This is a genomic window from Bacillota bacterium, from assembly GCA_023511485.1.
Taxonomy (GTDB): domain Bacteria; phylum Actinomycetota; class Aquicultoria; order Aquicultorales; family Aquicultoraceae; genus CADDYS01.
Genome location: JAIMBH010000011.1, coordinates 31,688 through 46,038, shown reverse-complemented (window position 1 = coordinate 46,038; position 14,351 = coordinate 31,688). Strand labels below are relative to the sequence as shown.

General features: G+C 42.1%; 13 protein-coding genes. 9 read left to right on the top strand and 4 right to left on the bottom strand.

The features are described 5' to 3' along the window. Positions 1–61 precede the first annotated feature (61 nt). The 6 genes from K6T91_05150 to K6T91_05125 all read left to right on the top strand — a co-directional run bounded on the left by K6T91_05150 (position 62) and on the right by K6T91_05125 (position 6,144). Complete coding sequence (locus K6T91_05150; GenBank protein MCL6472182.1) at positions 62–793, top strand: DUF881 domain-containing protein; 732 nt, start codon at positions 62–64, stop codon at positions 791–793. Further along, entirely contained in the window at positions 794–1,132 is a 339-nt protein-coding gene (locus K6T91_05145; GenBank protein ID MCL6472181.1) for a small basic family protein, read from the top strand. Positions 1,133–1,154: 22 nt separating this feature from the next. Next, positions 1,155–1,844: a DUF881 domain-containing protein gene (locus K6T91_05140; protein ID MCL6472180.1), complete on the top strand. Its 690-nt coding sequence runs from the start codon at positions 1,155–1,157 to the stop codon at positions 1,842–1,844. Between the two features lie 460 nt (positions 1,845–2,304). Then, entirely contained in the window at positions 2,305–4,119 is a 1,815-nt protein-coding gene (locus tag K6T91_05135) for a VanW family protein (GenBank protein ID MCL6472179.1), read from the top strand. Positions 4,120–4,294: 175 nt separating this feature from the next. Beyond that, the gene (locus K6T91_05130; protein MCL6472178.1) at positions 4,295–5,596 is read left to right on the top strand and encodes a phenylacetate--CoA ligase; all 1,302 of its coding nucleotides are present in this window, start codon (positions 4,295–4,297) and stop codon (positions 5,594–5,596) included. Positions 5,597–5,712: 116 nt separating this feature from the next. Next, complete coding sequence (locus tag K6T91_05125; GenBank protein MCL6472177.1) at positions 5,713–6,144, top strand: ACT domain-containing protein; 432 nt, start codon at positions 5,713–5,715, stop codon at positions 6,142–6,144. Between the two features lie 3 nt (positions 6,145–6,147). Here K6T91_05125 and K6T91_05120 read toward each other — a convergent pair whose 3' ends face one another. After that, positions 6,148–6,459: an STAS domain-containing protein gene (locus tag K6T91_05120; protein MCL6472176.1), complete on the bottom strand. Its 312-nt coding sequence runs from the start codon at positions 6,457–6,459 to the stop codon at positions 6,148–6,150. A 258-nt stretch (positions 6,460–6,717) separates the two neighbouring features. On the opposite strand from K6T91_05120, the gene K6T91_05115 reads away from it, so the two are divergent. The 3 genes from K6T91_05115 (at position 6,718) to K6T91_05105 (ending at position 9,791) form a co-directional block, all read left to right on the top strand. Continuing rightward, positions 6,718–7,260, top strand: coding sequence for a macro domain-containing protein (locus K6T91_05115; protein ID MCL6472175.1), 543 nt, complete (start codon positions 6,718–6,720; stop codon positions 7,258–7,260). Positions 7,261–7,384: 124 nt separating this feature from the next. Continuing rightward, positions 7,385–8,560 (top strand): nicotinate phosphoribosyltransferase, encoded by a 1,176-nt coding sequence (locus K6T91_05110; GenBank protein ID MCL6472174.1) that lies wholly within the window; start codon positions 7,385–7,387, stop codon positions 8,558–8,560. 64 nt (positions 8,561–8,624) lie between these two features. Beyond that, positions 8,625–9,791, top strand: a complete 1,167-nt coding sequence (locus K6T91_05105; GenBank protein MCL6472173.1) for a D-alanyl-D-alanine carboxypeptidase — start codon at positions 8,625–8,627, stop codon at positions 9,789–9,791. Positions 9,792–9,891: 100 nt separating this feature from the next. Here K6T91_05105 and K6T91_05100 read toward each other — a convergent pair whose 3' ends face one another. The 3 genes from K6T91_05100 to K6T91_05090 all read right to left on the bottom strand — a co-directional run bounded on the left by K6T91_05100 (position 9,892) and on the right by K6T91_05090 (position 14,131). Further along, positions 9,892–11,796, bottom strand: coding sequence for an ABC transporter ATP-binding protein/permease (locus K6T91_05100; protein ID MCL6472172.1), 1,905 nt, complete (start codon positions 11,794–11,796; stop codon positions 9,892–9,894). A gap of 119 nt (positions 11,797–11,915) precedes the next feature. Continuing rightward, on the bottom strand, positions 11,916–13,667 hold the full coding sequence (locus K6T91_05095) for an ABC transporter ATP-binding protein/permease (protein ID MCL6472171.1): 1,752 nt from the start codon (positions 13,665–13,667) through the stop codon (positions 11,916–11,918). A gap of 101 nt (positions 13,668–13,768) precedes the next feature. Continuing rightward, positions 13,769–14,131 carry a MarR family transcriptional regulator gene (locus K6T91_05090; protein ID MCL6472170.1) on the bottom strand — a complete coding sequence of 121 codons (363 nt, stop codon included), beginning with the start codon at positions 14,129–14,131 and terminating at the stop codon, positions 13,769–13,771. Positions 14,132–14,351: the final 220 nt, after the last annotated feature.

Genomic DNA, 14,351 nt, shown 5'->3' with positions numbered 1-14,351 from the left:
CTAACTAACCAGCCAATCGTATATACTGAAATTTATCGAAATTACTCTCAGGTGAATTTAATTGAAAAGAAATTGGCACCTTTCAATCACGCTTGTATGTATAGTGCTAGGGATATTATTGGCAACATCGTTTAATACGCAGCAGCGAAACCGGGAAGCGCTAAATACGCTGCGCAAACAAGATCTTATTAAAACAGTTCGCGAGCTTGAAAAGTCTAAAGCTAAACTGGAGATCGAAATAAAGGATCAGCGAGCCCAGATTGCCAGATATGAGGAGCTAGCGGCAAAAAACCAGGGTATTCTTTCCACGTATACCAAAGAGCTCGATAAAGTTAAGATGGCCGCAGGCCTAGTCCAGGAGAAGGGACCGGGTATTATCGTGACTCTTGCAGATAATCCGCAGTATCCAAAGGATGATCCAAATCCAAACAATTACATAATTCACGATTATGACATAAGGATAGTGGTGAATAGCCTTTGGGGTGGTGGGGCCAAAGCTATTTCAGTTAACGACCAGAGATTGATATCTACCTCAGCAATTCGATGTGCGGGCACTTTCATCTTAATAAATTCGACACGCCTTAGTTCACCGTATACAATAAAAGCGATTGGTGATCCAGAAAAGCTGGAAAATGCTCTAAATGAAGATATAAACTCGAGAAGGTTCATGAACGAAATAGCGAATTTCTATGGTTTAAAGAAATCGGTAACAAGAAGTCCTTCCTTAGTAATAAAAGGATATAATGGTGGGTTGCTGGTAGATAAAGCAAAAGTTGTAGAAGGAGGAGATTAATTGCTACCTCTAATTGGATTAATATTGGGAATTATCCTAGGGTTGATACTAAATATTCCTGTTCCTATAAACTGGTCGAAGTATTTAGGTATCGCTGTCCTGGCTGCTCTTGATAGCGCTATCGGTGGTCTACGTGCAAGTCTGGAGATGAAATTCAACGAAAAACTCTTTTTTACAGGAATATTTAGCAATACGCTGATGGCGGCGTTTATTGTATATATGGGTGACAAGCTAGGGGTGGACCTATACCTTGCAGCTGTTGTTGCATTTGGTGTGCGGCTATTCCAGAACCTGGCTCTTGTAAGAAGGCATTATTTCCAAAAACGTCATTGGGAGTAAGTGCTGTTGGGAGTCGTTAAACGTGAATATGTTATGGCGGTTCATCAACGATTTAAATAACCAGGCAAAGAGGACACAATTAGCGATTGCAGCAGTAACAATGGTGATCGGTTTTTTGATCGTTATGCAGATACGTGTGCAGCAAACAGCTGGCCAAGCTTTGCAGGCTGCAACCGAAGAGGACCTTGGAGAAATTGCCAGCAACCTAAACAACCAAATAAATATGCTTAAGGCCGAAACAGCAAGCTTAAAGCTACAGCTATTTGAAATAGAGCGTGCTAATAAAGATAGCTCGACGATATTAAATGAGTCGTCTAAAAGCATAAACAACCTTAAAATCTTAGCCGGGATTACGGAGGTACGGGGACCAGGTATCAGAGTAAGGATAAATGACGAGAACGGTCTTTTAACGTCGAGCGACCTTGTAGACATTGTATCGGAATTAAGGGGTGGTGGAGCAGAGGCCATATCAATAAATGGCATTAGAGTTGTTTCCCACACCGGAATCATACAATCAAAAGGCATGTTCGTAGACCAAAAATTGATAACGCCGCCATATGAGATACTTGCAATTGGGGATTCACAGATGCTATATGATGCTTTAACCATAAATGGTGGCGTAAGAGATAAGTTAACACCACTCTCTGGCGTATCTTTTTATTTAAATAAAGAAGACGATTTGCAGATTAACCCAGTAATATCTGCTAATTAGGTGGATTATGAGCTGATAAAAGGCGCTATTATAATGGAATGGTGTCCAATTATGCAAGGGGCTGTTATCACAGGAATAAAATAAAATCTTTTGCAGTATTGACGAGACATAATGTTCCCGCTTGCATATGTAAAGAGCAAGCTTTGCCCAAATAAAAGCAGTAAGGGGTTTTATACCGACTTGAGGATTTAGATAATGAAGACAAGTGTAGAGCTATAGCCCTGCTTTGCAGCAGGAAGACTACTAAGCCTCTACTTACTGCATGTTATCAGCTTTTTAGAATCTGCCTTGCGTAGAATTCAAAAGGCGGCACTGCGGTTTTTGCATATGTGTTAATGGTTGTTATATTTTTTCCTAGGCTTTTGAGAGCTGCAATGCAATTACTAGTGAAAAGAGTTTTGCTGGAAATGAGGCGCTAAAATGGTAGCGTTCAATAATAAAATGTAGCTGAGGAGAGTAGATGAATATTAGCGATAGCATGAGAAAGATGCTTAAGGATCAATCTTCAAGAATAGCGATAATCGTGGTTGCCACCATACTCGTAATTCTCGCTCTCTTTGGCGTCTTAGATGCAGTTGTTTCTTTAAATAAAGTCCATAATGGCATTAGCGTTGCCGGTCTTTATATTGGAAGGCAGGATAAGGATGCTGCGAAAGCTTCTGTAAGTAAGTTTGCCGATAAGTTAGAAAATAGAGAAATAAAGATAGAATACAAGGGCAAGGCATGGATGATAAACGCAAAAGACCTGGACTTTCAAGTTGATGAAAGAGGCACAGTTGATAAAGCGTTTAAAATAGGCAGAGACGGCTTATTTAAGTCGATTGCAGAAAGATTTTCCTTATGGTTTGTGGCAAGAGATGTTGGGATTGCCTTTAATTACAGGCAGGATAAGCTTGATAGGATTATTGGTAAAATATCTAAATTTATCGATAATCCAGCTGAAGATGCGCAGATTAAAGTTATCGAAGGCCGGGTTACTACGACTCCCCACAGGAATGGTATTGCAGTTGAGAAAAAACTGCTGTCCGATAAGATAATCAACGCCTTTACGTCAAAAAGAGTTCAGCGCATAGAAGTACCGACTAGGGTATTGAAGCCAGATATAACTGAGGCCCACCTGAACTCAGCCAAAAAGATGGTAAGGGAGATGGTCAAGGCTCCCCTATCTCTCAAATATAAAGAGCACGAATGGGAGGTTTCTGTCAGGTTAATTGCAGAATGGATAGATTTCAGCAAAGTAAGGGAAGGTGACCACTGGAGCCTAACTGTTGTTTTTGATAAGGATAAAATAAACAAGTATCTTGAAGAAGTTACTAAGGGTGTTGTAATAGAGGCCAAAGACGCTCAGTTTAAAATAGAAAATGACCAAGTGACAATAGTGCCAAGCAGTGATGGGTTAAAAGTTAACTTAAGCAAGGCATACGATGATATTTTGGATGCAAGCAAGAGCAAAAAGAAACGAGAAGTATTGCTTTCGATGGAGACAGCTAAGCCCAAGCTAACCACCGAAGAAGCTAGTAAAATGGGAATCAAGGAGAAAGTATCTAGCTTTACAACTTTCTTTAACCCGGCGCAGGCGTCGCGAGTTCATAATATTCGGTTACTGGGAAGTACTTTGGATGGGAAAATAGTCGCACCTGGAGAGATATTTTCATTTAATGGGGCTATGGGGCCGAGAACTGCTGAAAAAGGGTATAAAGAAGCTCCGGCTATTATAAACGGCAAGCTCGTTCCTTCGCTTGGCGGGGGCGTATGCCAAGTAGGCACGACTCTATTTAACGCAATATTTTTTGGAGGATATGAGGTTATTGAGCGACATAACCATAGTTTCTATATAAGCCATTACCCATTAGGGAGAGATGCGACAGTATCATGGGGCGGCCCAGATTTGAAATTCAAAAACGATACATCGGCATATATTCTTATAAAAGTTAAAACAACAGCTAGCTCCATTACCATTGATTTTTATAGTACTAACCAGGGTGTAAAGGTTGAATATACCACAGAGGGTCCAAGTAACTTTAGGGATGTCGCACCACAGATAATAGAAGACCCCTCGCTGCCGCAGGGTGTTACCAAGCAGGAAGAAGAAGGGGAGAGAGGATGCCAGGTTATCGTTTACAGAACGGTATATAAAAATGGCACTGTGACCAGGCAAGATAAATTTGTAAGCAAATATGTACCCAAGAAAGCCATAATTAGGGTTGGAACTGGCGCTGGCGGTCCTCCACCTCCTGTGCCTGAGGCTACAAGCACAGTCGAAGTTGTTGATTAACATGTAACACATGCTGCCACAGGGCTGGCCAGGCGTTATTCTCCTGTATTACCAGGTCATTACTAGAATTGTTGGCATAATTTAGCTATTATATAGTAAGGCTTTGAAGATTGTGCCTATTTACTGTGCAACGATGAATAAATCGGCGCGAAGCTTGAAAGTAAGGAGTTAGTTTATGATTTGGAACAAAGACATCGAGACTATGCCGCATGATCGGTTAGAACAGTTGCAGTTACAACGATTGCAAGATACCGTAAAGCGGATTTATGAGTACGTACCCATGTATAAAAAGCGCTTGGATGAAGCGGGAATAGGACCCAATTCAATAAAAACTCTCGATGATCTTGAAAAGCTGCCCTTCACCTTAAAAACTGATTTGAGAGATAACTATCCTTTTGGATTATTTGCGGCTCCCATGAAGGATATAGTTAGAGTGCATGCATCTTCCGGTACAACTGGCAAATCAACAGTTGTGGGCTACACGGCTAAAGATATAGAAACTTGGGCAGAGCTAATGGCGAGAACCCTTGCATCTGCAGGTACAACAAAAGAAGATGTTGTACACAACGCTTATGGATATGGCTTATTTACCGGTGGCCTTGGCATCCACTACGGCGGTGAGAGGCTTGGTGCAACGGTAATACCGATATCGGGCGGAAATACAAAAAGACAGATCACGATAATGCAGGATTTTGGCAGTACAATATTGGCATGTACCCCATCATATGCGCTTTATATTGCGGAAGTTGCTAAAGAGATGGGCATCAAAAAAGGAGACCTGAAACTCAAAGCGGGAGTATTTGGCGCCGAGCCATGGTCCGATAGTATGAGGCGTGAGATCGAAGAGAAACTCGGTATACTTGCGCTAGATATATATGGCTTAAGTGAGATCATTGGGCCAGGCGTTGCGTATGAGTGTCCGGAGAAAAATGGTCTTCATATTGGAGAAGACCATTTTATAGTAGAGGTGATAGATCCCGAGACTGGTAAGAGGTTGCCTCCAGGTGAAAGAGGAGAGCTTGTCTTTACAACAATAACAAAAGAGGCAATACCGGTAATCCGATATAGGACAAGGGATATTTCAGCTGTGCATTTCGAGGAGTGTGCATGCGGCAGGACCGTTGCCAGGATGGATAGAGTAACTGGTAGAACTGATGATATGCTTATCATAAGAGGGGTTAATGTTTTTCCATCTCAAATTGAACATGTGTTGATGCAGATTGACGGGACAGAGCCTCATTATCAGCTAGTAGTTGATAGAGTCGGACAGCTTGATGTTATTGAGGTTCAGGTTGAAGTAAACGAAAAGTATTTCTCTGATGAAGTTAAATTACTGGAGGCCTTTGAGAATAAAATAAGAGAAGAGCTTGAAAGCATTCTAAATATTTCAGTTGGCGTTAAGCTCGTTGAGCCAAAGACAATCCAGCGAAGCGAAGGCAAAGCAAAGAGAGTCATCGATAAGAGAAATCTAAGCTAGAGCTTGGAGCAAAGGATATTTTTGATTGTTAATCTGGTAGTGCAGTCCTTTAGGGCTGCCTAACAATAGGGCTAAAGGTTTGTACTTTAATCCTAGAGCTGATGTGGAGGTGTTTTATGAAGGCAACGCAGATTTCAGTATTCTTAGAAAACAAGCAAGGCCGCCTTGCCGATGTGACAAAGGTGCTTGCCGATAACGATATAAATATCAGGGCGCTTTTCATAGCAGATACTTCTGACTTTGGAATCTTGCGAATGATTGTTAATAAGCCAGGTAAAGCTGTTGAGATTTTGAAAGAAAATCAGTTCACGGTGAGTGAAACTGATGTAGTTGCGGTCGAACTGGAGGACAGACCGGGGAGTCTCGCAAACGTACTGGGGATACTAAATGATAATAAGTTAAATGTTGAATACCTGTATTGCTTTTTAGACACGGAGCGCAATGTAGCGGTTGATATCATGCGTCTTGAAGATACAGCCAGAGCAATAGATGTGTTGCAAAACTCGGGAGTGAAGCTACTTAGCGCAAGTGACCTTCATGAGCTCTAGATGCTAATCGTCTTCGATAAACGTTTTATCAAGGCTTGTAATTGTAAAAATTCTCCTAACTGTCCTGCTGGCGTTTATAATCCGCACTTTATCGACGAGTGTGGATAGCCTGGTCAGGAGCTGTAAAAATGAGCTATCAACATATTGAACCCAACCGCAGTCGATAGTGATTTTGGTGATGCTTGGCTCAAGGTAACGCCAGATGGTCTCCTGCAAAATAGAAGTAGTATACATATCCAGATTTCCCTGAAGACTGATTAAAAGTTCAGATTCAAGTTTAATTACCTGGCAATTGAAATTCTCGGATATCTTCATAAAGCTCCATCTTAGCAGTAGACTGAATTTCAAGCTTTTAAGTTGGGCTTATATATTGCTGCGGTAGATCTTTTATACCCATTGACAATGGTTATAAATAACCAGTCTATGGAATTGATATAGCATTAAGCGGAGCATCTAGCGACATTAGCGAATCTTGTCCGATAACGAAAAATATTTTTTGGGATTTGCTTAGTGACCAAAATATGTATCCTGCTATAATATGTTGTTAAAAGGTTGGGGGAGTAGGGGGCCTTTATGATATATAAGGTTGGCGGTACTGAAATTTTAATTATACAGGGCGATATAACCGATTGCGAGGTTGACGCAATAGTCAATCCGGCTAACAACCAGTTGTATATGGGTACGGGTGTAGCCGGGGCAATAAAGAAAAAAGGTGGCCAGGAGATAGAAGACGAAGCCGTAAAGCAGGGACCGATAGATGTAGGGGATGCGATAATTACTTCAGCAGGTAAGCTTAAAGCAAACTACGTTGTACACGCTGCGGTGATGGGTATCAACCTGATTACAGACGCAGAAAAAATCAGGAAAGCAACGCTTTCTGCACTTAATGTGGCCGAAAGGACAGGAATCAAGAGAATAGCATTCCCTGCTCTCGGAACAGGAGTTGGAGGCTTTCCGTATAATGAAGCGGCAAGGGTTATGTATAAAATAATAAAAGAGCATTTAAACCGTGGCGAAAGCTCGCTTGATGAAATTGTGCTGGTACTTTATGGGTATGAAGCTTATAACGAATTCCTGGCGAGAGCAGAAAAAGATCTGGCTGGGGCAAGAGTTTAAGAAATTTATAATTAAAATTTAGAATTTCGGATAAAAGTGCCTCTCCTTAGAGGAGAGATGAGGCGATTTACTCATTGCCAACCATTAAAGCCATGAACAATGAACGATTCTGAGGTGCAAAGATTTGGATAACCGGCGATTCTATATAGCAACTGAAGACGAGATCAAGGCTGGCGAGATCACTGACGTATATTTTGCAAGAGACGTAAAAGTACTTGAAGCAAAAGGGATAAGAAAACATGTTATTGGAGAAGCCGTAGCCCATACACTTCCAGATTCGTGGCCATGGGCTGTTTTTGCGGGCGTGGAAGAGATGGCACGTCTATTCGAGGGAAAAAATGTAGATATAGATGCCTTGGATGAGGGCACACTTTTTAAAGCCGAGGATGTTATGCTGAACGTAAGTGGAATATACACTGATTTTGCAATTTATGAAACATCAATGCTAGGCCTTATATGCCAGGCGTCAGGCATAGCGACGCGGGCAGCTAGGTGCAAACTTGCTGCCGGTGAAAGAACGGTGATAAGCTTTGGAGCACGACGTATGCACCCTGCAATAAGCCCCATGATCGAGCGCAATGCTTTTATTGGAGGCTGTGATGGGGTGGCGGTAATTAAGAGCGCAGAACTTATTGGAGAGAAGCCATCCGGAACAATGCCGCACGCCTTAATCCTGGTCTTCGAAGATCCAGCAACTGCCTACAAAGCTTTCGATGAAGTTATCGATCCTTCAATTAAAAGAGTCGCGCTTATAGATACGTTTGAGGATGAGAAGTTCGGCGCACTAACTGCAGCACAGACACTCGGAGAGCATCTCTACGCAGTAAGACTTGATACCCCAAGCTCAAGGAGAGGAAATTTCCGTAAGATCATGCAGGAAGTAAGGTGGGAACTTGATTTAAGAGGTTATAACTTTGTAAAGATATTTGCAAGCGGTGGGTTGGATGACGTAAAGATTAAAGAGCTAAATGAGTTTGCGCAAGCATATGGAGTTGGCACATTTATAAGCTCTGCTCCAGTGGTCGACTGCTCATTTGACCTTGTGCAGATTGCAGGCAAGCCGCTTGCCAAACGCGGTAAGATGTCCGGGGCAAAACAACTTTGGAGATGCGAAAATTGCTTTAGCTCAAAGTTAACCCCAAAAGATAAAAAACCAGAAGAACCGTGCGTATGTGGAGGCAGCTGGGTTGCAATGCTAAAACCACTTATTAGATCGGGCGAGATTGTCCGGGACCTTCCATCACCCAGAGAGATCCGCGAGTACGTACTACAACAGCTAGCCCGGTTAGAAACATTTTAAAATTAGAGATTTTTGTTTGCTAAAATAATCTTATTGTGCTTAAAAGACCTAAGCAAGCAGGCAGATGAAACGCACGTTATTTTTAATCACGCTAATATTTTTTATAATCGCCTTCACTTCACCTGCGTTCATCGTAACGCAACGAGTAGCCAATGCAACAGTAGCGCCCACAATAAATTCCCCTTCCGCAATATTAATAGACGAAAAAACCGGAGATATTCTTTGGCAAAAAAATGCCGACGAGCGGCGTGCTATTGCCAGCACCACTAAAATAATGACGGCTATTCTTGCAATCGAAAAAAAATCATTAGATGAAACCGTCACAGTGGGGGAGAATGTTGTGTTGGCACGGGAAAATGGGATGAAGCTATCGCCGGGTGAAAAAATTAAACTAAGGGATCTCTTAAGTGCTCTTATGCTTAACTCGGCAAATGATGCAGCTATAGCTGTGGCCGAATATGTTGGTGGTTCGGTTGAGGGCTTCCTTGGTTTGATGAACCAGAAAGCGTTGGAGCTCGGCGCTAAGAATTCAAACTTCACAAGCCCAAATGGATTAATCAACAATCATGAGCTAAATTCAACAGCGCATTTCTCGACCGCGCGCGACTTAGCAATAATATCGAGGCATGCGATGAAAAATAAAACTTTTGCAGCCATAGTTGCCACGAAAGAAGATACTCTTACAAGGGACGGCTCAAAGCCAGCGGTTGTTATTAACCGCAATAAACTTCTCTGGAGCTATCCGGGTGCTAACGGTATAAAGACAGGCCACACAAACGAGGCCGGCTACTGCCTGGTATCTTCAGCTGCGAAAGAAGGCGTTTCTTTAATAGCCGTTGTACTTGGTTCAAAGTCCCAGGATGCTGTATTTGATGAATCGGCTAGTCTGCTTAATTATGGCTTTGCCCAGTTTGAACAGAAAAAGCTAGTGAAGAAGGGAGCCATACTTAAGACCATAAAGCTCGACTATGGGCAGAAGTTAAATCTGGTGGCAGAATCCGACGTGACAGCAACGGTTAGGCGTTCGTTCAAGACCTTTGCAAAAACAGATATCAAAAAGAACATAAAAGCTCCGGTAAAAAAGGGAGCTGTCTTAGGTAATTTAACTATTTATCAGTCAGATTATCCTGTAGCGCATGTAAGGCTAGTAGCAGACAGAGGCGTGAAAAAACCCACCTTTATACAGGTCATAAGATTCTATTGGCACCGTTTCTTGAAAAGAATTTATTAAGGATATAATGAGCACAGCGAGCCTTTCCAGAACGCAGCCAACTCAATGTCTTGATTGCACAATTCACAAATGATTGCCCATAAAATTGCTGGCAATCAGCTTACCCGGTGTTTGTCATCAAGGTAAACTGGCTGTTGTAAAGTGAAGCGTAAAGACCATCTGCCGCTAGAAGTTCGTTGTGAGTGCCCTGTTCGACAATATTGCCATCGTTCATAACAAGGATTAAGTCCGCATCTCTAATGGTTGACAATCTATGTGCGATGATAAAGCTTGTTCTACCGCGCATCAAATTATTCATTGCTTTTTGTATAAGCACTTCAGTTCTTGTATCAACGGAACTTGTCGCCTCATCAAGTATTAAGATGGCCGGGTTTGCAAGAACAGCACGAGCTATCGTAATAAGTTGCTTTTCACCCTGCGAGATGTTATCGGCTTCCTCATTGAGTTTCATATCATATCCGTTTGGCAGAAAGCGTACGAAGCGGTCGACATAGGCGGTTTTTGCCGCTTCAGTTATCTCTTCATCGGTTGCATTTGGTTTAGCGTAGGCGATATTCTCTTTTATAGAACCGTTGAACAACCATGTATCCTGCAATACCATCCCAAATATGTTACGCAAGCTCGAACGCCGCATATCTCGGATATCTATACCATCGATTTTGATCGAGCCCTGCCAGATATCATAGAAACGCATTAAAAGATTTACTAGCGTTGTCTTTCCCGCGCCGGTTGGGCCGACTATAGCCACCTTTTGACCTGGTTTTATGCTTGCGGAAAATCCTTTTATGATTGCTTTATCGCGGCTGTAGCCAAACACTACATTATCAAATTCCACCGCGCCGTTTACCATCTCAAGCTCTACCGGGTTTTCGGGATCAGAATCCTCTTCTTTTTCACTGAGAAATTCAAATACGCGCTCAGCGGCAGCGGCAGTTGATTGAAGTACATTTGCTATATTTGCTGTTTGGGTGATAGGTTGGTTGAACTGGCGCACGTATTGGATGAATGCCTGTATGTCACCAATGTTTATTGTGCCTCTGATAGCCAGCCAGCCTCCAACTACTGCAATACCAACATAACCCAAATTGCTAATAAAGCTCATGATCGGCCACATCATGCCGGATAGAAACTGAGATTTCCATGCGCTATCGTAAAGTTTTTGATTAATGGACTGAAACTTTTCAATGGAGCGCTTCTCGCCATTAAAGGCTTTCAATACATTATGCCCTGCATACATCTCTTCAATATGACCGTTGAGGTTACCCAAGGTTGCCTGGTGGATCCGAAATTGTTTTTGTGACCTTTTTACGATTTTACTGATAAAAATAAAGCTAAGCGGGAGAGTAAGGAGGGTCACCAGAGTCATGAGCCAGCTTATAGAAAACATCATGCCAAGGATTCCGATAATCATTGTAATTGAAGTTATTATTTGAATCATGCTCTGATTAAGCGTTTGGCTTATTATATCAACGTCGTTGATCACGCGGCTTAAAACGTCGCCGTGCGTCTTTGTGTCAAAATATTTAAGTGGAATGCGGTTGATTTTTTCTGAAATGTCTCGTCTAAATCGATAGGTGACCTTCTGGGTGACTCCCGACATAATCCATCCCTGAATATAACTGAACAGCGCGCTTAATAAATATAGACCTATTAAAAACAAGGCAGTGTCTGCAAGTTTTTGAAAATCAATAGTTGGACGCTTCGAAAAGTCGAGCGATTTTATTCTATCTAATTTATCGGCGGGAATTTTTTTAACTAATTCTGGTGGAGCCTTTTTAAGCAAATCCGCTCCGGTTGTTCCAGGAGGCAGCACAACACCTTTGGGTAGTCTGGAGATGACCTGGTCATAGATTGACCTATTCGTGTAATCATCAACTACTTGGTTTGTCATATTGCCAAGTATTCTAGGGCTTACGATAGAAAATATAGTGCTGGCAATCGCAAAAATAAGAACTATAATAATTGAGACCCAAAACGGGCGCAGGTACAAAATAAGACTGCTCATTGTGCCTTTGAAATTTTTCGCTTTTTCGCCACCCCTCATTGCATGGCCCATGCCTCCACCAAATGGACTGTGTCTTCCAACGGGTCTTGACATACTTGAGGCAATACGATCGTTTTTACTCATACTGGACTCTCCACTGTGCTTTTTAGCTCCTCCTCAGATAACTGAGAGAAGGCGATTTCTCTATATATGTCGCAGCTTTTCATTAGCTCTGTGTGTGTGCCGGTACCAACAATCCTGCCCTCATCAAGGACGATGATTTTATCAGCGTCTATGATTGTGCTTATTCTTTGCGCAACTATAAGGACGGTTGCACCTTTTATCTCTTTGCTAAGTTCCTCCCGAAGTGCTGCGTCGGTTCTAAAATCAAGAGCGGAGAAGCTATCATCAAAAATATATATCTGCGGTTTTTTGATAATGGCTCGTGCAATTGCAAGACGCTGTTTTTGACCGCCGGAAATGTTTGCGCCGCTCTGAGCGATCGGTGATTCAAATCTGGTATCAAAGTTTTCGATGAACTCTGAAGCTTGCGCTATTCTTGCAGCTTCTTGCATTTCCTCGTCTGAGGCTTCTGGCGCCCCGTATTTTATGTTGCTGCATACGGTTCCCGAGAAGAGGACTGCTTTTTGCGGAACATAACCTATCATATCGCGAAGGTCTTTTTGCTTAACGAGTCGAACATCAATGCCGTTGACTAGCACTTGGCCATCGGATACATCATAAAAACGCAGGATAAGGTTAATGAGGGTTGATTTTCCGCTTCCGGTACTACCAATAAAAGCAGTTATTTCTCCCGGATGTGCTGTAAATGAGATATCCTTCAAAACTGGGCTATCGGCTTCGGAATAATAGAAACTAACGTTTTTAAACTCGATAACCCCTCGCATGTTGGCAGGGAAGGCGATTGGGTGTTCCGGATCTTTTACAGTAGGCTCTGTTTCAATAACTTCAGCCACACGCTGCGCTGATACCAGGGCGCGCGGAAGCATCATAAAAATAAAAGAAATGAACAAGAAGGAGAAAACTACCTGCATTGCATACTGCATAAAAGCGATCATGTCGCCAACCATAAGGTGCTCCGCATCGATCTCATGTGAACCGACCCATATAACAGTAATAGCTATAAAGTTAAGAAGAAGCATCATCATGGGCTGCATGGCTGCTGTGAGACGGTTAACATAAAGACTTACTTTAGTGAGGTTGGCATTTGCCCGCTCAAAATTTGCCTCCTCAAACTTTTCCGCATTGAAGGCCCTAACGACACGAAGACCAGTAAGATTTTGCCGTGTTACCAGGTTAAGTCTATCGACAAGCTCCTGCAAGAGCCTGAACTTTGGCATTGCAATGGAAAAGAGAGCCAACGTAATACCTACCATTCCTAAAAGAACAAGGGCTATTATCCACGTCATTGATGGGGCAGCGTCATATGCTTTAATAATGGCACCAAAACCCATAAGTGGTGCAGTAAGTACCATTCTTAAGAGCATAACAAACAGTATTTGTATTTGCTGGATATCGTTTGTTGAGCGGGTTATAAGAGATGCGGTCGAGAACCTATCAAATTCCTTAAGGGAGAAGCCCTCTACTTTTGAAAAGACCTTCTCCCTCAGATTCATTGAGAAGCCTGTGGCAATTCGTGATGAAAGGAAGCCAACTCCAACAGAACATGCTGCCCCTGACAGGGCGATGAGTAGCATCCAAAAGCCGGTATTTAAGATAACGGAATTGTCTTGACCAATAATCCCTTCATTAACAATTTTCGCCATTAGGTCAGGCAGTTCTAGGTCGGCCATTACCTGCCCAAGCACTAGAGTGAATACCGCAAAAACCTGTAGGGCATAGGGCTTCAGGTGCTTCAATAATTTTGCCATGTTAAGCATTGCTCCTATTTGATTTGTTCGCTAGTTTAAAATAAACTGCCACTCTAAAAATCAAATCCGTTAGCTCAGCGCTTTCTTTCTTTCCAAGGTATTTAACAAGTCCACATATCTTTTCGAAGTAGCTTTTTTAAAGAAGAAACCATCTCCATACCCTTATCAGAAAGGCTGATAAAGACCATGCGCCTATCTTGAGGTGACGGCGATCTGACTATATATCCCTGTTTCTCGAGAGAGTTGATATGGTGGGTTATTGCTGCTAAAGTAACTCCTGCTTTTCTTGCTATATCTGAAGGAATTGTGGGTTTTCCATTGTTAATAGTAAAAAGAAGCCACAGAAAATATTTCTCGGAATTTTTTAATCCCAAGTCATCCCTGCTTGTGAAATCCAAGCGCTTTAATGTATGTAGCGCCTTTCCAAGCGCATGCGCCTGCTCTATGATTTGTTCTTTATCCAATTCTCTTGCCTTAGAGCTTAAAATCCTCAAATGCTTATTTGCTAAATTATTTACTTAATAAAGTATAAATAGGTCTGCGATTCTAATCAAGGTATTTATGCTTCCTAGGGAGAGCGCAACCAAGCGGAAGGTTTGTTAATTGCAAAAATTGATGGATGCAGGTTAATTTCTCTCCTGAATATAAATATCAATTTTATTTGTTTTGTATGTAAAGACGCTT

Coding starts and splice junctions, on each gene's coding strand:
- K6T91_05135 (MCL6472179.1), top strand. CDS start 2,305: ATGAATATTAGCGATAGCATGAGAAAGATGCTTAAGGATCAATCTTCA.
- K6T91_05130 (MCL6472178.1), top strand. CDS start 4,295: ATGATTTGGAACAAAGACATCGAGACTATGCCGCATGATCGGTTAGAA.
- K6T91_05125 (MCL6472177.1), top strand. CDS start 5,713: ATGAAGGCAACGCAGATTTCAGTATTCTTAGAAAACAAGCAAGGCCGC.
- K6T91_05120 (MCL6472176.1), bottom strand. CDS start 6,459: ATGAAGATATCCGAGAATTTCAATTGCCAGGTAATTAAACTTGAATCT.
- K6T91_05115 (MCL6472175.1), top strand. CDS start 6,718: ATGATATATAAGGTTGGCGGTACTGAAATTTTAATTATACAGGGCGAT.
- K6T91_05105 (MCL6472173.1), top strand. CDS start 8,625: ATGAAACGCACGTTATTTTTAATCACGCTAATATTTTTTATAATCGCC.
- K6T91_05100 (MCL6472172.1), bottom strand. CDS start 11,796: ATGAGCAGTCTTATTTTGTACCTGCGCCCGTTTTGGGTCTCAATTATT.
- K6T91_05095 (MCL6472171.1), bottom strand. CDS start 13,667: ATGGCAAAATTATTGAAGCACCTGAAGCCCTATGCCCTACAGGTTTTT.